Origin of the sequence: Amycolatopsis sp. NPDC005232, from assembly GCF_040607795.1 — a bacterium.
In the GTDB taxonomy this organism is placed as follows: domain Bacteria; phylum Actinomycetota; class Actinomycetes; order Mycobacteriales; family Pseudonocardiaceae; genus Amycolatopsis.
In genome coordinates, this window is the sequence record NZ_JBEXHL010000031.1 from 16,458 (window position 1) to 37,410 (window position 20,953).

Genomic DNA, 20,953 nt, shown 5'->3' on the forward strand with positions numbered 1-20,953 from the left:
CTGGATGACACCGAGGGTGCGTCGCGATGGGGTGAGCGGAGGGCGTGCCAGCGGCGATCACCCGGGTGAAAAGTGCGGATCATCGGAGAACTCGCGTTGAGGGCAGTGGAGCTGTGCGGCATTCTTGCCCTATGCGCAGCTCGGACCCTGTTGGCGATCGGGTTCGCAGGCGCAGTGACCCGTCCGGGACCGAACCGCGTCTGAGGGGCCGAGACCGCGAGGTCGGGGCCGTCCGGGAAGCCCTGGAAGTGGTGCGCGGTGGGCAGGGTGCCTGCGTCGTCGTGGAAGGCGCGCCAGGCGTCGGCAAGAGCCGGCTGCTCGCGGAGCTGGAACAGCGGGCGCGGCGGTCCGGGTTCGATGTGGTGTCCGTGCGGGCCGACGAGCTCGACCAGTACGCGGCAGGAGCCGCTCTGCAGTCCGCGTTGCAGGGCGGCGACGGTTCTCCCCGAGCCGCTCCGGGCACCGATGACCAGCGGCTCTGGCTACTGGACAGCGTCACCGACGCCATGGAGGACCGGGCCCAGCGCGCCCCGGTTGCTGTGCTCGTGGACGACGCGCAGTGGGCGGATCCGGCAACGCTCTTCGCGCTCCGTACCCTGCCCGGACGACTGGCCGCCTCGCGGATCCTGTGGGTGCTGGCGATCCGGTCGGAAGCCGAGCGGCCGACCGTAGGCAGGATGCGAGAGGACCTCGAACGCCTCGGCGCCCGATGGCTCCCCCTCGGCCCCCTGCCGCAGCAGGAGCTGCAGCACATCGCGGCCGACGTCCTGGGGGCCAGACCGTCACCGGGTCTGGCCCGGCTCCTGCGCGGCGTCGCGGGCAATCCGTTCCTGGCGATCGAACTGGTGCGTGCCTTCGCCGACGAGGACGTCGTCAGGGTCGAGGAAGGCGTGGCGAGCGTCCTGGACGACGGTATCCCCGTCGGCTTCCGGCGGAGCGTAGCCGCGCGCCTGGACCGACTCCCCGAGGACGCCGTGCGCCTGCTCCAGATCGGTTCCGTCCTCGGCCGCGAGTTCGACCTCGGCACGACCGCCCGAATGCTCGGCCGGCAGGTCGGCAGCCTGCTGTCGGGCGTCGAGGTCGCGCTGAACGCCGGTCTGCTCTCGGCCGGTGGCCCGCGCCTCGCCTTCCGGCACGACCTCATCCGGCAGGCCGTCCACGAGAACCTGCCACCGGCCGTGCGTATCGCTCTGCACCGTGCGGCGGCCGAAAGCCTGCGCGACGTCGGGGCCCGCTCGGCCGAGGTGGCCTGGCACGTCGTCATGTCGGGTGGTCCGATCGACGAAGACGCCGTGACCACGCTGACCACCGCCGTACGGGACCTGTCGTCGTCGGCCCCCGACGCCGCCGCGGACCTGGCTCATCGGATCGCGGGACTGCTGCCCCCGCACGACCGGCACCGGATCACCCTGCTGACGGAGGCCGCCGAGTACCTCGGCCGGACCCGGCAGGTCCACGAGGCGCTCGACCTGGTCGACGCAACGCTCGCGGAGGGTCTCGAACCGCTGCAGGAGGCCGGCCTGCGCCTGGTGACCGCCGAGATCCACCAGGCCGCGGGCGACGACGCCGCCGCGATGGCCCATCTCCAGCGGGCTTTGGACCTTCCCGCGCTGCCGCCCGACTTGCGCGTCCGTCTGTTGAAGACCAAGGCGACGGGACACTTGTATCTCGGGGAGATCACCGCAGCCGAGCAGACCGACACCGGGCTGGTCGAGGCCGCCTACCGCAGCAACGACCCGGCCCTCGTCGTCAGTGCCATGGTGTTTCAGTCCCAGACTTCCTTCTACCGCGGACGCCTCGCTCGCGCTCTCGAGCTCGCCGAGGAGGCCAACGGCCGCGCCGGCACCGAGTCCGCCGTGTTCTACCTGCAGCCTCCGCGGATTCCGGCGCTCTGGTTGGCCGCTGTGCTGACGGCCACCGACCGGCTCGCGGACACCGAGCGGATTCTGCGAGAGGGCCAGCGCGAAGCGGAGGCGCGAGGCCTCGGCTGGTCACTTCCCCACTGGCATGCCGTCCGTGCCTGCGCACTGCTCGAACGGGGAGCACTGGACGACGCGGCCGTGGAGGCCGAAGCCAGCCTGGCGGTGGCGGATGAACTCGAGATCACGCAACCGAATCCGCGGGCCCGCGCCGTGCTGGCGTTGGTGGAGATCCGACGCGGAGACCTCGCCAAAGCCAAGGACCATCTCCGCGCCGCGGAAGCCGGTGCCGGCGCGATTACGCAGCGGTACGGCGTGTGGGTGTCGCTCGCGCACGCCTTTCTGGCGGACGCCGAAGGCATGGATGGCGCAGCCGCGTTCACGGCCGGCTTCGAAGACCCTGAACCCACGCGGCTGCTCGCGGTACTGCCCTCCCACTGGCCCGGGATCGTGCGTATCGCGCTCCGCGGTGAGGCCTTGTCGGTCGCGCAGGCCGTGTCCGCTGCGTTGCGCTGCCTGACCGAGCGAGACGACAGCCAGCGGATCATCGGGGCAGTTCGCTCCCATGTGGATGGACTGCTCCACGGCGACCCCGTTGGACTGGCGTCCGCCGTCGCCGGTTACCGCGACAGAGGCAGGCCACTGGCCCTGGCATCGGCCTGTGAGGATCTCGGCGAACTCCTGTCCACATCGGACGATGCAGCGATGGCGATCCCGTACTTCGAAGAAGCGGGTGAGCTCGCGTCGGCTTCCGGAGCCCTGCGCGATCTCGACAGGATCAGGCGGCGCTTGCGGCACCTCGGCGTGCGCACCGGGGCCCCACGGCACCGACCGGCCGGCGCTCCAGGCTGGGCGAACCTGACCGAGTCCGAGCGGAAACTGATCCCGCTCGTCGTGGACGGTCTCACCAACCGGGCCATCGCCGACCGGCTCTTCGTGTCCGTTCACACCGTCAACACGCACATGAAGCACATCTTCGCCAAGCTCGCTGTCAACTCACGGGTCGAACTGACCCGGCTGGCGATCGGACCGGGCGGTTTCGCCGACCGGGCTGACTGAGAGGTACCCAGGTCGGCAGGGCACGGTGGCGAGAATCCGTCCGTGGACGGATCCGGGAGGCTGACCGGACCGAGTTCCGGTTGGATGTTCGCTGGATCTCCTCGGCCCCGGCCCGAATGCGGGCAAGCACCGTCGCCTGGAGCTTCGACTCGGCATTGATCTCATCGTTCAGCGACGCCGACGACGCCAGGTTGTCGCGGAGCCGGTTGATCCGGTCGGTCAGTGTTGGCCGGCGCGGCGGCCCCAACCGCTGTCAGCCCGGACGCTTGTTACGCCGCTGCCCGATCACGGTCAACACGAAGCTGACGGCCGTGCCGGGAGCCGGGCGGCGAAGTCCCGTGTACAACCGGGGATGTGGACACGGCGTCGGTGATCACGACTACCCTCGGTGTGGCTGTGGCCACTCGAGGAGGAAGGCACGACATGCCGGCAGACGCTGCTGACTTGAACACTCCGGTCGGGGTCGACCCGCATCGGGCCAGCGTGGCACGGATGTACGACTACGCAATGGGGGGCAAAGACTGGTACGAGGTCGACCGGGTCGAGCTCGAGCGGCTCAAGACGGTCATGCCGGAAGCGGTGGACCTCGCGCTGGAGAACCGGGCGTTCCTGATCCGGATGTGCCGGTTCCTCGCGGCGCAGACGGGGCTGACGCAGTACCTGGACCTGGGGTCCGGTCTGCCCACGGCGGAGAACGTGCACCAGGTGGTGCAGCGGGTCAACCCGCTGTCGAAGGTCGTCTACGTCGACCACGACCCGGTCGTGACCGCGCACGGCCGAGCGTTGCTCGAGGAGAACGAGAACACCCGCTTCATCGCCGGCGACATCTTCGATCCGCGTGGCATCCTCGAGGACGAGACCGTGCGCAGCCACCTCGACTGGAGCCGGCCGATCGGGCTGCTGTTCATCGCGAGCTTGCACCACTTCAAGGGTGACCGGGCGCGCCCGGCCGAGGTCACGGCCGAGTTCATCGATGCGCTGCCTTCGGGTTCCTACGTGGCGATCTCGCATGCCTTCGACCCCGGTGAGGGTGCGGACAGCGAAGCGATGCAGACGTTCGAAGAGGCCGTCGCCCGCGGCTCGCTCGGCGGCGTCACGGCACGGACCGCGGAGGAGATCCTCGAGCTGTTCCACGGACTCGAACTCGTCGAACCCGGGCTGGTCGAGCTGGTCAACTGGTGGCCGGCTGGGCCCCGCCTGAAGCCGTTGAACGTCGCCCAGCGACTGATGGCCGGAGCCGTCGCCCGCAAGCCCTGACCAGCTCCTGCCGATTCTCCGCTGCGGCGGCACCCGGGTGCATCCGGGGGCACTACCGCGCACCGGCGCCGCCACGGTGGCCGGCTCCGTCGAGCACATCACCTTCCGGGAGGGAGTAGCAGTGGCGCAGCGTGGCCACTCGCATCATTACGTGGCGAAGCTGTGGCGCGAGAACGGGCTCCGGCCGTAGAAACAGGGCACGTTCAAGGTCAGCAAGGATCCGGAGTTCGCCGAGAAGGTTGCCGACGTCCGGCACGGCACCACGAACTTGTTCGCCGCGTTGAACGTGGGCACCGGCGAGGTCCTGGGCGAGTGCGCGCCGGTCCGCGATGGTGCGCACCTCCTGGCGTTCCTGAGCCGGGCGCCGAAACCGCATCCACCCCGCGCCGCGCTGCTCCACCCACGCCACCGCGCACCTCTGGCCTCGCCGCTGACGTCGAGTATGCGACCATCCGAGAGTTGAAGAACGTGGGTGTGGCGAGGCGCCGCGAACGTGCTCAAGCGTGGCGGAACTCGGGTGGCCACTTCCCGGCGAACCCGGCCATGCCTTCCTACTGATCATGCATGACGAAGAGAGCGTAAAACACGGGGCGCTCGAGCAGGATGCCTTCCGCCGGGCCGGTTCCGAAGGCCGGCCGGGTCCACGGACACCTCAGTCACCCTCCCCATTGCGAAAATATTCATTGGCGCAAATCCACTCACCGCTTGATTGTCCATCACTGCAGAGGGTTCACGTACCCATAGTGACCTTGAGGAATCAACTGGACACCAACACTGAAGAAATAGGCGCAAACTATTTCAACCTTGACAACACGTCCGACAAGGTTCGGCATTGAAACTTCCACGCTTAGGTGGAGGAATCTCATGAATATATCGACTTCTCACCACGGCGCATTGAACCAATATCTAGCGATTGCCAACTGATTTGATCGATGCCGAGTACACGGTAGCCGCACATGAAATCGCCTCTGCAGATGTGACAGAATAAACATCAGCGCGTCGATCAGAAAATCGACGAACATCACTCCACCAAGCTCGATCATCGGGGACGGCTGGGACTACTCGCCCGGCTACGTGTGGCATGACGAACCCGAATGCTGAGCCGATGGTGATGTCCAGCGAGGAACAATGCGTTTTGCTGGGACGTGTTACGTGCCGTCGCCGAGACCGGTGGGGTGATCGGGATGTCCGCGGCGCCGCACACCATCTTGTCGCATAGCCATCCCCTGCACGACATCCATTCGGTCATGGACCATTTCCGGTACTGCGCAGACCTGGTCGGCATCGAGCACGTCGCGTTCGGGTCCGACACCCTCTACGGCGAGCACGTCGGCCTGCACACCGTGTTCGGGCATCTGCTCGGCAAGACGACAGGAGGCGGACCGCCCCACGAGAAAGTGCCCGATGTGGACGGATTGGAGAACCCGAAGGAGAACTTCGGCAACATCTCTGGGGAGCTGGTCCGAGACGGGCTCTCCGACAGCGAGATCGCGCCGTGCTGCGGCACCATCCTGCGGGTGCTGAAGGAAGTCGGGGCATGACCGCTGCGCCCGGCCGGATCGCCGGGCGCAGTACTGCCTGCGTTACCCGCAGACAGCGCCCTGGGAGGCCGAGCCGACGAGCCTGGAGTACTTGGCCAGCACGCCGCGAGTGTAGCGGGCGGGCAGTGGCGTCCAGCCCGCGCGGCGGGCCGCCAGCTCGGCGGCATCCACGCCGAGGTCCAGCATGCCGGTCGCGACGTTGAGGCTGATGGGATCGCCATCGCGGACGAAGGCGATCGGCCCGCCGTCGGCTGCCTCCGGGGCTACATGGCCGACGCACAGGCCGGTCGTGCCGCCGGAGAAACGGCCGTCGGTGAGCAGCAGGACGTCCTTGCCGAGCCCCGCGCCCTTGATCGCCGCGGTGATGGCGAGCATCTCCCGCATCCCCGGCCCGCCCTTTGGGCCCTCGTAGCGGATCACCACGACGTCGCCCGCGATGATCGTGCCGTCCTCCAGCGCGTCCATCGCGGCGCGTTCGCGATCGAACACCCTGGCGGTGCCGGTGAACACGTCCGAGTCGAAACCGGCGGACTTCACGACCGCGCCGTCCGGCGCCAGGGAACCGCGCAGGATCGTGATGCCGCCGGTCGGGTGGATCGGCGAGGCCATCGCGCGCAGCACCGTGCCGTCCGGGTCCGGCGGCGCGATCTCGGCCAGGTTCTCGGCGACCGTACGCCCGGTCACGGTCAGGCAATCGCCGTGCAGAAGATCCGCTTCCAGCAACGCTTTCATCACCACGGGCACGCCGCCGATGCGGTCGACGTCGGTCATCACATGTCGTCCGAACGGTTTCACGTCGGCCAGGTGCGGCACCCGCGCACCGATCCGCGTGAAGTCGTCCAGGCTGAGCGGTACCTCCGCCTCGTGCGCGATGGCGAGCAGGTGCAGCACCGCGTTGGTGGAGCCGCCGAACGCCATCACCACGGCGATCGCGTTCTCGAACGCCTCCCGGGTCATGATCTGCCGAGCGGTGATCCCCTTGCGCAGCATCTCGACCACCGCCTGACCGGACCGCCGCGCGAACCCGTCACGCCGCCGGTCCGTCGCCGGCGGAGCCGCGCTGCCGGGCAGCGACATACCCAGTGCCTCGGCCGCACTGGCCATCGTGTTCGCCGTGTACATCCCGCCACACGCGCCTTCGCCGGGGCAGATGGCGCGCTCGATCAGTCCGACGTCCGCGCGGCTCATCAGCCCCCTGGCGCAGGCACCGACTGCCTCGAACGCGTCGATGATCGTGACTTCGCGCTCGCCGCCGTCCGACAGCGTGACCCGGCCGGGCAGGATCGAGCCGGCGTAGAGGAACACGCTGGCGAGGTCGAGCCGGGCGGCCGCCATCAGCATTCCCGGCAGCGACTTGTCACAACCGGCCAGCAGCACCGAGCCGTCCAGCCGCTCGGCCTGCATCACGGTCTCCACACTGTCCGCGATCACCTCACGCGACACCAGGGAGAAGTGCATGCCCTCGTGGCCCATCGAGATACCGTCGGACACCGAGATCGTGCCGAACTCCAGCGGGTAGCCACCCGCGGCGTGCACCCCGTCCTTGCTTGCCTTCGCCAGCCGGTCCAGTGACAGGTTGCACGGCGTGATCTCGTTCCACGAAGAAGCGACACCGATCTGGGGCTTCACCCAGTCGTCGTCACCCATGCCCACGGCCCGCAGCATCCCGCGCGCGGCGGTGCGCTCCAGGCCGTCCGTGACGTCGCGACTGCGCGGCTTGATGTCCGGAGTCTCGTCCATGAACGGAGCCTACCGCTCCACCACGCCACGAGGAGCACCAAAAGAACTGTCACGGATGGCGAAGCTGGATGACAGGTTCGGGACCGTGCAGCTCAACGTGCCCAGTAGGGACGAGCGGTCAGCCGGCCGGCCGCTCCGGCGGGGGTGGCGAGGCCGAGCAACAGCAGTGCCCCGACAGCCTGCGCGGCTTCACAAGAAAAGGAAGACCCGTAGCCGCAACGCCTACCGCTCCTACGAGTCACACCGCCAGGAACGCGGTGAACACTTCGCCCATCAACGGATGCTCCAGAACCCCAGCGCCGGCCCGAACGAGGCGACGCAGATCCTCGATCTCCGGGAGCTTCTGCTTCGCCGAAATCGCCGCGGCGATCACGTCCCCGATCTTGCGCAGCATGTCCGTGTCGTCGTCCCCGCAATCGCCGGCAAGTCACCCACGTGATCCAGCTCGTCCTGGGCCTTCGTCGCAGTCGCGAATCCACCACGCCGCCCCGGCCGTTGATGCGAACATCCTTACGTTCGGTCCGGATCACTCTCAGTTTGAGTCCTTCCCGTTCCGCATCGACCCCGTCGGTTGCTCATGCCAGCACTGCCAAGGAGGATGGCGCAGCAGCCCTTTCAATCCCGTCGGCGGCCCTATGCAGTTCCAGTAACTGCTGCACGAAGGGGTCCGCGACGCCACCGATGACGACACTGGTGGATCGCACGACCGGACAGCTGGCCTCCGCACTGAGGTGCGGGACGTCGTCGGCGACGCGGCGCCACCGACGACGTGTTCTGCGAACGCCTCCAGCTTCCAGGAGCTGGCGGCGTTTGGGCCGAGGTGGCGCGACAGTCACCGGGATTTCGTTCACCCCGTCCGCGGATCGACACCAGGACGAGGTGTCCCGGCGCCCCCGGGCGGGTGGGCCACCGTGAGGGCTCCGGCGATGCTCGTCGCGAGCACGCGGTGGTCGATGTCCTCGATGCGGGCGCAGGCGGTGAGGGCCATCGCGCGGTCGAGCTCCGAGGTCAGTACCTGCAGCACCCGCTCCACGCCCGCTTGCCCGCCGGCCGCGAGCCCGTACAAGTAGGGCCGGCCGACCAGCACCGCGCGGGCGCCGGTGGCCAGGGCGGCGAGCACGTCGGTGCCCCGTCGCACGCCGCCGTCCAGGAACACCTCGGCGTGGCCCGCGACTTCGGCGACGACGCCCGCGAGGGCTTCGATGGTGGCGGGCGCGCGGTCGAGCTGGCGGCCGCCGTGGTTGGACACCACGATGCCGTCGGCGCCGTGGTCGAGCAGCACGCGGCAGTCGGCCGGGCGAAGCACGCCCTTGACCACGAGCGGGCCGGACCACCACGCGCGCAGGTCGGCGAGGTCCCGCGCGGTCACCGGGTAGAGGCTGCGCAGCATGTCTCGCTGCATCGCGTGCGGCGCGACCCGGCCGTGGCGCGAGCCGCGCCGCCGCAGGTGGCCGCGCGCGATGTCCACCGCCCAGCTCGGGCGCGTAGCGCAGTGCACGGCCATCCTGGGCCCGAATCGCATCGGCACGGTGAACCCGTTGCGGCGATCCCGTTCGCGATTGCCGAACACCGCACTGTCCACAGTGACCACCAGGGCCCGGTACCCGGCCGCCGCGACGCGGTCCAGCAGCGCGCGCACCGCCGCGCGGTCCGGCCAGAGGTAGAGCTGGTACCACCGCGGGCCAGGCGCTGCGGCGGCGACCTGCTCGAGGGTGAAGCTGCCCACCATGCCCTGGACGTAGACGGTGTCGCGGGCGGCGGCCGCCCGGGCGACGGCCATCTCGGCGTCGCCGTGCAGCACCCGCGCCGCACCGGTCGGTGCGAGCAGGATCGGCGACGCCACCCGGTCACCGAAGATCCGCACCGCGGTGTCGCGCTCGCCGGGCACGGCCAGGGCCGAAGGCAGCAGCCGCGTGGCACGGAACGCTTCGACGTTGCGCCGCAGCGTCACCTCGTCTTCGGCGCCGCCTTCGACCAGGTCGAAGACCGGGCGGGGGACCCGGCGGCGTGCGCGCTCGCGCAGTTCGGCGATGTTGCCGGCGCGGTTCACCCCTCGCCTCGCGCGTACCGCGCCAGCTGGTCGGCCGCCGCCTCGATCGCCCGCGCCTTGCCCTGACGCGTCGCGCCCGCGATGTGCGGCGACAGGAAACACCCCGGGGCCGTCCACAGTGGATGATCCGGCGGCAGTGGCTCGGGGTCGGTGACGTCCAGCACCGCCAGCAGCCGCCCGGCGAGGACCTCGGCGGTCAGCGCCGCCGTGTCGACCACCGTGCCGCGCGCGGCGTTCACCAGCACGGCCCCGTCCGGCATCCGGGCCAGCAATCCCGCCCCCGCCAGCCCCGCGGTGCCGGCGGTCGCCGGCACGAGCAGGACCACCGCGTCGGCCTCGGCCACGAGGTCGTCGAGCTCGGTCACCGGGTGCACCCCGGCGCGACCGGTGCGCGCGACCACGGTGACCGATGCCCCGAGTCCGGCGAGCTTGTCGCGGGCGCAGCGGCCGATCGACCCGGCACCGACGAGCACCACCCTGGCCCCGGCCAGCTCCGCGCTCACCGTACGGCGCCATCGCCGCTGACACTGCTCGCGCACGGCGGGCAGCAGCCCGCTCGCCAGCCCGAGCAACCCCGCGGCGACCCACTCGGCCACCGCGTTGTCGCGCGCACCGGCGGGCCGGCTCAGCCGCACCCGGTCCGGCAGGTACGGCTCGAGCCACTCCGCACCGGCGATCAACGTCTGCACGACCCGCAGCGCGGGCAGCTCGCCGAGCACGGGGAGCAGGTCGGTGCGCTGGTGCTCCAGCACGAGGAACTCGACGTCCCGCAACGCCCGCACCGCTGCCGGTCCCCCGGACGAGGGCAGCGGGACGACGCAGACCCGCCCCGGCGCGGCGGCGCGCAGCGCGGACAGTGCCTCGTCCGGCCCGGAAGCCACGACCTGACTCGTCATCAGCCCAGCTCGGCCAGCCGCTTGTCGAACTTGTGCAGCTCCTCGACGCCGTCGTCTCCGATGATCACGTTGTCGCACACCCAGTGGCAGAAGCCGTCGAGCACGTAGCGCGGGTGGCAGGCGAGGTTCATGCCCGCGGCCAGCACCATCGGCTCTTCGGCCCGGATCAGCGGGCGCTCGACGAGATCGGTCCCCTGGCCGTGGCAGTGCAGCCGCAGCTCCTCCGGCCGCCCGTTGTCGCGCAGGAACTCGTTGTACTCCGCCCAGATGTCGGCGGGCGCGGCGCCGGGACGCAGCAGCCCGTAGCAGAATCGCTGCGCCCGCAGGCAGAACTCGTACTCCTCGGCGATCCGGTCCGGGACCCGGCCGACGACGCCGGAGCGGCCGATCTCGGTGTACATCCCGCCGGGCCCGTTCACCTCCACCATGAGGTGGAACGCATCGCCTTCGCGGATCACCCGGTGCTGGCTGTGCGGGTGCGCGATCCGGCCGGGCTCGCCGAGCGGGGTCGAGACGCACCAATAGATGCCCTGCTCACTGCCCAGCGACTGCGCGGTGTGCTGCGCGATGGCGGCCACGTCGCTGTCGCGCATCCCCGGTGCCACCGCCTCGAACGCCGCCGCGATCGCCGCGTCCTGCAGCTTCGCGGTGGCGCGCACCAGGTCCAGCTCCTCTTCGGACTTGAGCGCACGGACGGTGTCGACGACGTCGGCGGCTTCGGTGAACGTCGCCGCGTGCAGCTCACGCTGCAGGTACTCGCCGAAGGCCATCGGGATCGTGCCGGTGCCGACCCATCCGATCCGGCCGGTGGCGAACGGCCGCAGCGCGTCGAGCGCGAGCTCCGCCCCGTCGTAGCGGGTGTAGGACACCGAGCTCATGTACGGGCTCGCCAGCGCCCGGCCGACGCCGCGCAGCACCGGGTCGTGGACGGGATCGACCACCAGGTCCTCGCCGCGCGCGCCGTGCCGGATGATCGTCATCGGCTCCTCGCGGGGGAACACGACGGTGACCGGGTAGCCGTTGGTCGCCGGGATGTCGGTGAGGTAGCGGATGTAGCCGCCGACGTAGTCGTTGTTCGTCTGCGCCACCAGCACGTCGATCCCGCAGGCGGCCATACCCTCGCGGATCGCGCGCCACCGCCGGTGCAGCTCGGCGGTGCTCACCGGGTGGTTCAGCCGTTCGGACAGCTCGGTTCCGGTCATCGGGCAGCTCCCGTCTTCGCGCCGCTGATCAGGGTGAGCACCTCGGTGCGCAGCTCGGTGAACCGCGGCAGGGCCTTGGTCGTCACCTGGCTGCGCGGCCGGGGCAGGTCGACGTCGAGCGTCCGCAGCACTGTGGTCGGGCGTCCGGACATCACGATCACCCGGTCGCCGAGGTACACGGCCTCGTCGATGTCGTGGGTGACCAGCACGATCGTCAGCCCGGCGTCGTGGCGCACCCGCAGCACCAGGTCCTCCAGGTCCGCACGCGTCTGGGCGTCCACCGACGCGAACGGCTCGTCCATGATGAGGAACTCGGGCCGGTAGGCGATGGCCCGCGCGATCGCGACCCGCTGCTGCATCCCGCCGGAGAGCTGCCACGGGTAGCTGTCGTCGAATCCGTCGAGGCCCACCTCTTCCAGCGCCTTGCGCACCGCGGCTCGGCGCGCCGGGCGGTCGCGGATCTTGTTCTTCAACGGGATCGCGACGTTGCGGGCGACCTTCGACCACGGCATCAGCGATCGGCTGTAGTCCTGGAAGACGCACGCGACCTCCGGCGGCGGGCTCTCGATCACCTTGCCCGTCTCGGTGAGCACGACCTTGCCCCCGGACGAGGGCAGCAGGCCGGACAGGCAGCGCAGCAGGGTGGTCTTGCCGGCGCCGGACGGGCCGACGATCGTGACGAACTCGCCGGCGTTCACGGTGAACGAGATGTCGCGCAGCACCTCCAGCTCGCTGCCGGCGGAGCGGTAGGACTTCCTCAGGTGTTCCACGGTCAGCATGTCAGCTCTCCCGATCCTTGGTGTACCAGCGCAGCAGCCGGCGTTCGACCAGCACGAAGGCGCCGTTGAAGAGCACGCCGAGGATCCCCAGCAGGAGCATGCCCGCCCACATCTGGGACACCTCGAAGCTCTGCTGCGCCTGCAACGTGACGAACCCGATCCCGTTGGTCGCCGCCACGAGCTCGGTCACCACCATCATCACGAACGCCACGGTCAGGGCGATGCGCATCCCGGCGAGGATGTTCGGCGCGGCGGCGGGCAGCTGCACGTGCAGCACCCGCTGCGCCCGGGTCAGCCGGTAGGAACGCGCGGCATCCTCGAGCTCCCGATCGACTGCCCGCACCCCGTCGATGGTGTTGAGCAGCACGGGAAAGACCGTGACGAACGCGGTGAGCACGATCTTCGGCAGGTCGCCGATCCCGAGCAGCACGATGCTCACCGGCACCAGTGCGGTGGCGGGCAAGGCCCGGCAGAACTGCAGCGCCGGATCGAACGCCCGGTGCAGCAGCGGCAACCGTCCGAAGAGGACACCGAGCGCGATGCCGATCACCACGGCCACGCAGTAGCCCAGCAGCATCCGGCCGACGCTCGGCAGCACGTCGGAGGCGAACCGGCTGAACAGCCACAGCTGCTGGAACGACACCAGGATCGAGCGCAGCGAAGGCCAGAACGGTGAGGTGTTGCCGAGCGAGGCGAACCACCAGGTCAGCAGTGCCGCGACCGGGACGATGAGCGAGACGAGCCACGCCGTGAACCGGCGCCCGGCCCGGCGCGGACGCACCATCGAAGTCATCTGGCCTCCTCACGGTAGGAGATGTGCCAGCCCAGCACACGACGCTCGATCGCGAGCAGTCCGACGTTGGCCAGGACACCGAGCACACCGACAACGAACACCAGCGCGTACATGCTCGGATAGACCGCGTTGGAGGCGTAGACGGCGATATCGGCCCCGATCCCCCGCACCGACGCGATGATCTCGACCGCCACCACCACGACCAGCACGTGCGACGCCGCGAGCCGCACCCCGGTGGCCACGAACGGCGCCACGGCGGGCAGCACCACGTGCCCGAGCCGTTGGTGGGCTCGCAGCCCGAACACGCGGGCGCTGTCGCGCAGCACATCGTTGATGCCGCTGACCCCATAGAAGGTCTGGAAGAGCATCGGCCACAGTGCGCCGACCATGCCGAGCAAAGTGGACACCCGGGGGGTGGCACCGAGCAACAGCAGCATCAGCGGCAGGAACACCACGGCCGGCACGAAACGCAGGAAGTCGAGCGGGTAGTGCACGAGCCGGTACAGCAGCGGCACGGTGCCGAGCGCGACGCCGAGGACCAGGCCGGCGACCACACCGCCGGCCAGGCCGACGGCGACCTGCTCCAGCGTCGCCATCAGGGCGTGGACGAACCCCGCGGTGGGAGCCAATTCGACGAGCGCCGCCCCGATCGCGCTGATCGACGGCACCTCCGGCGGCAGCCAGCCGGCGCGGGCGACCAGTTCCCACAGCACGAGGATGCCGAGGGTGGTCAGCCAAGGGAGGCCGCGCAGCAGCCACGGCCGGGAAGCCCCGCGGGCGGGGGCGGCCGCCGGCGTCGGTTCGTCGAATCCGGCGGGCGCGGGGGCCAGGCCGGTGGGGGTCGGCTGGGTGCTCACGGCACTACGTACGTTCCGTACGCGGGCGCGACCGAGACCACCCCGTACTTGACCGTGAACGCCGCTTCCTTCTCGATCACCTGGCGGCTGACGTCCGCGGTGTAGAGCGGTAACGGAGCCTGTGCCACGAGAGCGGGATCGGCCTTCGTCTGCTTCACGATGGCCTTGCGGGTCTCGTCGGGATGTGCGTTGGCGTACTCGCTGGACTCTCGCACCGCCTTACGCCACCTTTCCACGATGCCGGGATGCTGGTCGATGAAGGACTTGGCCATGAAGAACACCGTGTTGTCGGCGTCCGGATCGGCGAACGCGACGGCCGGCGAGTCACCGATGTCCCGAAAGCCCTTCTTCCGCAAAGCTGTCGCGTACGGCTGGGCGGTGCTGATCGCGTCGACCTTGCCCTGCTCGAGGGCGGTGATCTGGTCGGGGAACGTGAGCTGTACCAAGTGGACGGACGATGCGTCGCCGCCGTCCTTCTCGATCGCCTCACGGATCCAGAACTCCCAGCAGCACTTCAGGGAGTTCACAGCGACCGTCTTGCCCGCAAGGTCCTTGAAGGACCGGATCGGGCTGCCGCCCGCCACCATGGTCTGGTACTGCGGCCCGGCCGCGGCGGGACGGTCGGCGACCGCGCCCGACACGATCTGCACCGGGATGTGCGAGGCCGCCGCGATCACGACCGGCGAGATGCCGCCGAGCGCCACCTGCTGCTGGCCGTTGATGACCTGGGTGATCGCTCCGGCACCGGTGGCCGCGCGGCCGATGGTGAGGTCGATCCCGTTCTGCGCGAAGAACCCGTGCTGCTCTCCCACCAGGATCGCGGTGGACGACTGCGACGCCGCGACCCCTGCCGTGATCGGGATCAGGCCGCCGGTCGACCCGCCACCGAGCGTGTTGGTCGCGCTCAGCGCCCCGCACGCCGACAGCAGGAACATGGCCCCGGTGAGCACCAGGCACGCGAGTTTGCGTCGATACTTCACGGTTGGCTCCGTTTCGCCGGTGAAACGAATCAAAGTCCTTGCGGGGCTGCGGAAATTGCCCGTCCGGGAGAAGAAGTGTGCCCGTATCGTACGCCGCGCTCGCGCGCACGGACACAGTTTTTCGTTGTTATTACTGGGAAATACGCGCCGTGTCCGCTTCGGACACCCGCGGTAGCAGTGCGAGTGCGTTGTTCCGGTTGACGGCGGCGCGCTGCGTTTCGGACAGCGGATACGCGTCCAGCTGCGCGGTGAAGTACTGGGAGTTGTCGCCGCGGGCGTAGGGCCAGTCACTGCCGTAGAGCACGCGGTCCGGACCGGCGAACGCGAGCAGGCTCGGCAGGGTGTCCGCGTTGGCGGACAACGCCGTGTCGAAGTAGAACGTGCGCAGGTCGCGCAGGAAGTTCTCGCGCGTGACGACGTGCCCCGCCGCGCCTTCGGTGAGACTGGCCATGCGGTGTGCCGCGTATGGTACGAACCCGCCGGCGTGCGAGAGGATCATCCGCATCCGGGTCGACCGGGCCACCACGCCGTGGCGCACCAGGTTGAGCGCCGCGCGGGTGGTGTCGAGCAGGAAGTCGGCGGCGAAGGCCGGCACGCCCGGCACCGCGGGGCCGGGCGGCGCGGTCGGGTGGACGAACACCACCGCGGCCCGCCGGTCCAATTCCGCCATCAGCGGGTCGAACGCCGGGTCGCCGAGGTACACGCCGTCCACATTGGCCAGCAGGATCACGCCGTCGGCGTGCAGCTCGTCGAAGGCGTAGGCCACCTCGGCGAGCGAACCGTCCACATCGGGCAGTGGTACCGAGGCGAAGAACCCGAAGCGACCGGGGTGGTCGCGGACCAGCCCGGCGGAGAACTCGTTGACCTGCCGTGCCAGTTTCCGCGTGTCGGCGGCGCTGCCGCCCAAGTGCACGCCGGGACGCCCGACGGAGACGACGGCCGTCGCAATGGCGAGCTCGTCGAGCAGCTCGAGCGCGGCGGCCGGGCTCCACGCCGGCGTGGCCTGCCCGCCGAAGTAACCGCTGGTGCGCAGCGCGTCCGCCCACACAGGGGGGACGATGTGGTGGTGGGTGTCGATCCGGCCGGTGGTCATGTCAGCACTTTCCCTTCCGTGCTTTTTCCTTCCCCCGCCGGGGCGCCGAGCCTGCCTCGGGCCCGGGTGAACCCACGGGGGTTGTTCCAGCCGAGGACGCCGGTCACGCGGCCGCCCGCCGCGTGGGCGGCCACGAACTTGCCATCGGCCACCGAGCCGTCGACGACCGTCAGCTCACCGTCGGCGAAGGTGCCGGCGGCCTGGATCCGGATGTCGCCGGCGTCGGTCCAGAAGAAGTGCGACGGCGCGAACGGCTCGTCGTGCCCGAGCAGGTTCAGCGCGGCGCGCCGGCCTTGCTCGGTGGCGTTCATCCGGTGTTCGAACCGGCGGTGGGCACCGGTCGCCGGATCTGGGTTGGCCGCGACGTCGCCGGCCACGTAGACGCCGTCGGCGGCTCGGCAGAACGCGTCGCAGCGCACGCCACCGCGCAGGTCGAGCCCGGAGCCGGCAAGCCACTCCGTGGCCGGTTCGGCGCCGACGGCCGCGACCACGACGTCGGCCGCGAGTGTCGTGCCATCGTCCAGCCTCACCAATCCGGCGTCCGCCGTCGTGACCCCGACCCCCATCCGGAACTCCACGCCGCGTTCTTCACCCGCCGCCCGCACGAGCTCGCCCAATGCCGGCCCGAATTGCCGGATCATGGGACTGGGCAACGGATCGACGACGGTGGCGGTCGAGCCGAGCGACCGCGCGGCCGCCGCGATCTCGACGCCGAGGAACCCCGCGCCGACCACGACGGTGCGCCGAGCCGAACGCAGCCGTTCCCGCAGCAGCACCGCGTCTTCGACCGTGCGCAGGTAACACACGCCCTCGGCGCCGGGCAGCCGCCGCGGCCGCACTCCGGTGGCGATCACGAGCGCGTCGAACGTCACCGTCGTGCCGTCGTCGAGCCGGACACGGCGGCCGGGCAGGTCCAGCCCGGTTGCCTGCCGGCCGAACCGGGTGTCCAGCCCGAGCTCGGTGTAGCTGCCGGGCGGGCGCAGTGCGAGCCGGTCCGGCTCCCAGGAACCGAGCAGCACCTGCTTCGACAGCGGCGGCCGGTCGTACGGGGCGTGGGGCTCCGCGCCGATCAGGGTGAGCCGGCCGTCGAAACCGTGCTCCCGCAGCGTCTCCACCGCAGTGAGCCCCGCCGCGCCCGCACCCACGACCACCACCGCTCTCATGTCCGCGCTCACCCGCCCGACGCGGTCAGGCGGATCGCCCGCGCGGGACAGATCCGTTCGGCGCTGCGGACGGCGTCCTCTTCGGACGAAGGCACGTCGTTCACGCGGAGCACGACGATCCCGTCGTCCTCACGCTGGTCGAACACCGCGTCGGACAACAGCACGCACTGCCCCGACGCGATGCACTTGTCGGCTTCCACTTCGACCTTCATGCCTTGGCTCCGTTACCACTCGACGGGCATCGCGAAGAGCCCGTAGAACACGTTCTTCGTCTTGAACGGCAGTTCGCTCACCGGCGCCGCGAGCCGCAGATCCGGCAGGCGCCGCAGCAGCGTGGGGTACACCACTTGCAGCTCGACGCGCGCCAGCGGCTGCCCGAGGCACTGGTGGACCCCATAGCCGAAGGTGAGGTGGTGCCGCGCGGACCGGGACAGGTCCAGCTCGTCGGGGTTGTCGCCGAACGCCTCCGGGTCGCGGTTGGCCGAGTCGTTGGCCGCCACCACGCCCTCGCCCTTGCGGACCAGCGTGCCCGCGACCTCGACGTCCTCGAGCGCGACGCGCCGCCGGCCGTAGTGCGTGATCGTCAGGTAGCGCAGCAACTCCTCGACCGCGTTCGCCACCGCCGCCGGCGAAGTGTCGGCCTTCAGTGCAGCGAGCTGGGCGGGGTTCTGCAGCAGCGCCAGCGTCCCGAGCGCGATCATGTTGGCGGTCGTCTCGTGCCCGGCGCGCAGCAGCAGGTTGAGCATGTTGATCAGCTCGTCGCGGCTCAGGCCGCCCGCCCGCTCGATTTCGAGCAGGTGGCTGATCACGTCCGGTGCGGGCTCGGCGGCCTTGCGCTCGACCAGGCCACCGAGGTACTCGCGGATCGTGGCGAACGCCTCCAGCGCCTCGTCCGCACCGGTCTCACCGGAGATGAGCAATCCGCTCTGCCGCTGGAAGAACTCGTGATCTTCGTACGGAACCCCGAGCAGTTCGGAGATCACCGACGAGGTGACCGGCAGTGCGAACCCGGTGACCAGGTCGGCGGGCTGTGGGCCGACCGTGAACTCGTCGAGCAGCTCGTCGACGTGCCGCTGGATGCGCGGGCGCAGCGCCTCGACCCGCTTGATCATGAAGTCCCGGGTGAGCATCCGGCGGTGCCTGGCGTGCTCGGGGTCGTCCATGTTCAGGAACGTGGGGTGCTTCTGGCGGGTCACGGAAACGCCCGCGCTGTGGCTGGGGAAGCCCGGGTTGGTCATGTCCGCGCTGAACCGCGGGTCGGCCAGCACCTCGCGGACGTCGTCGAAGCGGGTGACCAGCCAGGCGATCTTGCCGTCCCACAACCGCACGCGGGAGATCGGCTCGTCCGTGCGCAGGTCGCGGAACTCGGCGGGCGGGTCGAACGGACAGCCCGGCGGACGGGACATCGGGTAGTCGCGGATCGGCTGCCCGGAAATCTCTGTGGTAGTGATGGTGCACCTCCGACTTGGCTTGAGCGGCCGGGAAAGCGGGATCAGTTCGCCGTGCGTGCGCGGACGGGGGTGAGCTCGGCCGGCGGCACCGGGCCCGCCCCCGCGCCCAGGGTCGGGCAGGTGACGGCACCGGCCGCGCTGACGCCGACGGTCAGCTCGCCGACCCGCGTCACGGCCGCGGTCACCGAGTCGCCGTCGTGGATGACCCCCACGCCGGCCGGCGTGCCGGTGCTGATGACGTCACCAGGATGGAGTGTCATCACCGACGACACGTACTCGATGAGCGCGGGCACGTCCCAGATGAGGTCGCGGACGTCGGCGTCCTGGCGCAGGGTGCCGTTCACCGAGCAGGTCAGCCGGAGTGTCTCGAGTGGACCGACCTCGTCCGGCGTCACCAGCCAGGGCCCCATCGGCGTGAAGGTGTCGAACGACTTGCGGGTGGAGCGGTCCTCCCCGCCGCGCATGGTGATGTCGAGCAGGCACGTGTAGCCGAACACATGCGACAGTGCGTCGGCCGCGGACACTCCGCGGGCCGTACGGCCGATCACCACGGCCAGCTCACCCTCCTGATCGAACCGGCGGTCGGTGTAGGGCAGGCGGACCACATCGCCGGCACCGATCAGAGACGAGGGCGCCTTGAGGAACACACCGAGCGAGCCGACGTGCACGCTCTGGCTCATCTCGGCCTGGTGGTCCACGTAGTTCACCGGCGCGGCCACGATCTTGGTCGGATCCGGCACCGGCGGCAGCAGGCGGACCTCGTCGAGCGGGACGCCGGGACCGTCGGCGAGCGGGACCTCCCCCGTGGGAGACGCGGACGCCGCGATGAGGCGCCGCATCAGGCTGAGCCCGGCCGGTCCGGCGGTGCGGTCCGGTGAGACCTCGCGCACCACGCCGTCGGCGACGACGCCGACCCGGTCGAGGCCGTCGCGGCCGCGGTAACTGAGCAACTTCATTGTCGGCTCCTCGGTGTAGTGCCGATCAGGACGAAAGGACGGCGGATTCCGCCGCGTACAACCAGTCCAGCTCGCTGAAGTCGTCCGGCCGCCGGGAGCGCATGTACCGGTCGCGCAGCGCGAGCGTGACCGGGTCGCCGGTGTGCCAGACCTGGCCCCACAGCCGCGCCCGCGTCTGGCACAGCCCCGCGCGGGGGACGCGGACGGCGTCGTAGGACTTCACGGCTTTCCCGATGTCGGTGCCGCTCCCGCGGACCGCTTCGCCGAGCGCCAGCGCGTCCTCGAGCGCCTGGCACGCCCCCTGGCCGAGGTACTGCAGCATCGGATGTGCCGCGTCGCCGAGCAGTACCGCCCGGCCGTGCACCCAGGTGGGAAGCGGGTCCCGGTCGTAGATCGGCCAGCAGCGGCCGGTCTCGATGCGTGAGACGTGCCGCTGCACCTCCTCGCACGCTTCGCCGAACCGGCCGAACAGCTCCTCGACCGGCCCCACCTGCTCGTCGCCGCGGCCGAAGCTGTCACTGCGGAACACCGCGACCTGGTTGTACAGCTCGCCGCGGCGCACTGGGTACTGGATGAGGTGCAGCCCGGGCCCCACCCACAGCACCACGTCGTCGTTGCTGACCTCGGTCCGCACCTCGCTCATGGGCAGCGCGCCGCGGTAGGCGACGAACCCGCTCGGCACCGGCTGGTCGACGGAGACCAGCTTGCGCACCACGGAGTGCAGCCCGTCGGCGCCGACGAGCAGCTCGGCGCGGTACGTGGCGCCGTCCTCGCAGCGCACGCCGGCGCTGTCCTCGTCGGCCCACGCCTCGGTGACGACCCGATTGTTCTCCAGTCGCACCAACGGTTCCGCCCGGCAGGCTTCGACCAGAATGGACAGCAAATCACTGCGGTGCACCACCACGTAGGGGTAGCCGTAGCGATCCCGGAAGGCACCGCCGAGATCGAGTGTGGTGAGCGGGTCGGCGGTGATCGCGTGCCGCATCACGCCGTGCCGCGGCAGCACCGCGACGTCGAGCAGCTCGGTGAGCAGGCCGAGCCGGTCGAGCATCCGGATCGCGTTCGGGCCGAACTGCAGGCCGGCGCCGATCTCGGTGAACTCGGCCGCGCGTTCGAGCAGGTGGACCTCGCGCCCGGCGCGGGCCACGGACAGCGCCGCGGCCAGCCCGCCGATACCGCCACCGACGATCAACGTGGGCAGTGGTGTCGTCGCCATG

The 20,953-nt window shown here is 70.3% G+C and carries 19 protein-coding genes; 3 read left to right on the forward strand and 16 right to left on the reverse strand.

Translation table 11 applies throughout. The features are described from left to right. The first annotated feature begins 131 nt into the window (after positions 1-131). On the forward strand, positions 132-2,978 hold the full coding sequence (locus ABZU76_RS39460; protein WP_354879656.1) for an AAA family ATPase: 2,847 nt from the start codon (positions 132-134) through the stop codon (positions 2,976-2,978). Positions 2,979-3,401: 423 nt separating this feature from the next. Further along, complete coding sequence (locus ABZU76_RS39465) at positions 3,402-4,235, forward strand: SAM-dependent methyltransferase (RefSeq protein WP_354879659.1); 834 nt, start codon at positions 3,402-3,404, stop codon at positions 4,233-4,235. 52 nt (positions 4,236-4,287) lie between these two features. Here ABZU76_RS39465 and ABZU76_RS39470 read toward each other — a convergent pair whose 3' ends face one another. Beyond that, positions 4,288-4,575, reverse strand: a complete 288-nt coding sequence (locus tag ABZU76_RS39470) for a hypothetical protein (RefSeq protein ID WP_354879662.1) — start codon at positions 4,573-4,575, stop codon at positions 4,288-4,290. 805 nt (positions 4,576-5,380) lie between these two features. Here ABZU76_RS39470 and ABZU76_RS39475 point away from each other — a divergent pair. After that, a complete protein-coding gene (locus tag ABZU76_RS39475) occupies positions 5,381-5,776 on the forward strand; it encodes a membrane dipeptidase (RefSeq protein WP_354879665.1) in 396 nt (131 codons plus the stop codon). 42 nt (positions 5,777-5,818) lie between these two features. On the opposite strand, the gene ilvD is transcribed toward ABZU76_RS39475, so the two are convergent. The 15 genes from ilvD to ABZU76_RS39550 all read right to left on the reverse strand — a co-directional run bounded on the left by ilvD (position 5,819) and on the right by ABZU76_RS39550 (position 20,952). Further along, positions 5,819-7,516 (reverse strand): dihydroxy-acid dehydratase, encoded by a 1,698-nt coding sequence (gene ilvD, locus ABZU76_RS39480; RefSeq protein ID WP_354879668.1) that lies wholly within the window; start codon positions 7,514-7,516, stop codon positions 5,819-5,821. A 238-nt stretch (positions 7,517-7,754) separates the two neighbouring features. Then, entirely contained in the window at positions 7,755-7,910 is a 156-nt protein-coding gene (locus ABZU76_RS39485) for a hypothetical protein (RefSeq protein WP_354879671.1), read from the reverse strand. A gap of 453 nt (positions 7,911-8,363) precedes the next feature. Then, positions 8,364-9,566 (reverse strand): alpha-hydroxy acid oxidase, encoded by a 1,203-nt coding sequence (locus tag ABZU76_RS39490; protein ID WP_354879674.1) that lies wholly within the window; start codon positions 9,564-9,566, stop codon positions 8,364-8,366. Beyond that, on the reverse strand, positions 9,563-10,462 hold the full coding sequence (locus tag ABZU76_RS39495) for an NAD(P)-dependent oxidoreductase (protein WP_354879677.1): 900 nt from the start codon (positions 10,460-10,462) through the stop codon (positions 9,563-9,565). The genes ABZU76_RS39490 and ABZU76_RS39495 overlap by 4 nt, the downstream gene beginning before the upstream one ends. Then, positions 10,462-11,664 carry an aminopeptidase P family protein gene (locus ABZU76_RS39500; protein ID WP_354879680.1) on the reverse strand — a complete coding sequence of 401 codons (1,203 nt, stop codon included), beginning with the start codon at positions 11,662-11,664 and terminating at the stop codon, positions 10,462-10,464. The genes ABZU76_RS39495 and ABZU76_RS39500 overlap by 1 nt, the downstream gene beginning before the upstream one ends. Then, a complete protein-coding gene (locus ABZU76_RS39505; RefSeq protein WP_354879683.1) occupies positions 11,661-12,443 on the reverse strand; it encodes an ABC transporter ATP-binding protein in 783 nt (260 codons plus the stop codon). Before ABZU76_RS39505 ends, ABZU76_RS39500 begins: the two co-directional genes overlap by 4 nt. A gap of 1 nt (position 12,444) precedes the next feature. Beyond that, a complete protein-coding gene (locus ABZU76_RS39510) occupies positions 12,445-13,236 on the reverse strand; it encodes an ABC transporter permease (protein WP_354879686.1) in 792 nt (263 codons plus the stop codon). Then, on the reverse strand, positions 13,233-14,093 hold the full coding sequence (locus ABZU76_RS39515; RefSeq protein ID WP_354879689.1) for an ABC transporter permease subunit: 861 nt from the start codon (positions 14,091-14,093) through the stop codon (positions 13,233-13,235). Before ABZU76_RS39515 ends, ABZU76_RS39510 begins: the two co-directional genes overlap by 4 nt. After that, entirely contained in the window at positions 14,090-15,073 is a 984-nt protein-coding gene (locus ABZU76_RS39520) for an ABC transporter substrate-binding protein (RefSeq protein ID WP_354879692.1), read from the reverse strand. The genes ABZU76_RS39515 and ABZU76_RS39520 overlap by 4 nt, the downstream gene beginning before the upstream one ends. A gap of 130 nt (positions 15,074-15,203) precedes the next feature. Continuing rightward, positions 15,204-16,166: an amidohydrolase family protein gene (locus tag ABZU76_RS39525; RefSeq protein WP_354879695.1), complete on the reverse strand. Its 963-nt coding sequence runs from the start codon at positions 16,164-16,166 to the stop codon at positions 15,204-15,206. Next, positions 16,163-17,329 carry an FAD-dependent oxidoreductase gene (locus ABZU76_RS39530; RefSeq protein ID WP_354879698.1) on the reverse strand — a complete coding sequence of 389 codons (1,167 nt, stop codon included), beginning with the start codon at positions 17,327-17,329 and terminating at the stop codon, positions 16,163-16,165. Before ABZU76_RS39530 ends, ABZU76_RS39525 begins: the two co-directional genes overlap by 4 nt. A gap of 8 nt (positions 17,330-17,337) precedes the next feature. Next, positions 17,338-17,541 carry a ferredoxin gene (locus ABZU76_RS39535; protein ID WP_354879701.1) on the reverse strand — a complete coding sequence of 68 codons (204 nt, stop codon included), beginning with the start codon at positions 17,539-17,541 and terminating at the stop codon, positions 17,338-17,340. A 12-nt stretch (positions 17,542-17,553) separates the two neighbouring features. Beyond that, positions 17,554-18,735, reverse strand: a complete 1,182-nt coding sequence (locus tag ABZU76_RS39540) for a cytochrome P450 (RefSeq protein WP_354879704.1) — start codon at positions 18,733-18,735, stop codon at positions 17,554-17,556. Positions 18,736-18,821: 86 nt separating this feature from the next. Continuing rightward, positions 18,822-19,736: a fumarylacetoacetate hydrolase family protein gene (locus ABZU76_RS39545; RefSeq protein ID WP_354879707.1), complete on the reverse strand. Its 915-nt coding sequence runs from the start codon at positions 19,734-19,736 to the stop codon at positions 18,822-18,824. Between the two features lie 25 nt (positions 19,737-19,761). Next, positions 19,762-20,952: an FAD-dependent monooxygenase gene (locus ABZU76_RS39550; RefSeq protein ID WP_354879710.1), complete on the reverse strand. Its 1,191-nt coding sequence runs from the start codon at positions 20,950-20,952 to the stop codon at positions 19,762-19,764. Position 20,953 lies beyond the last annotated feature (1 nt).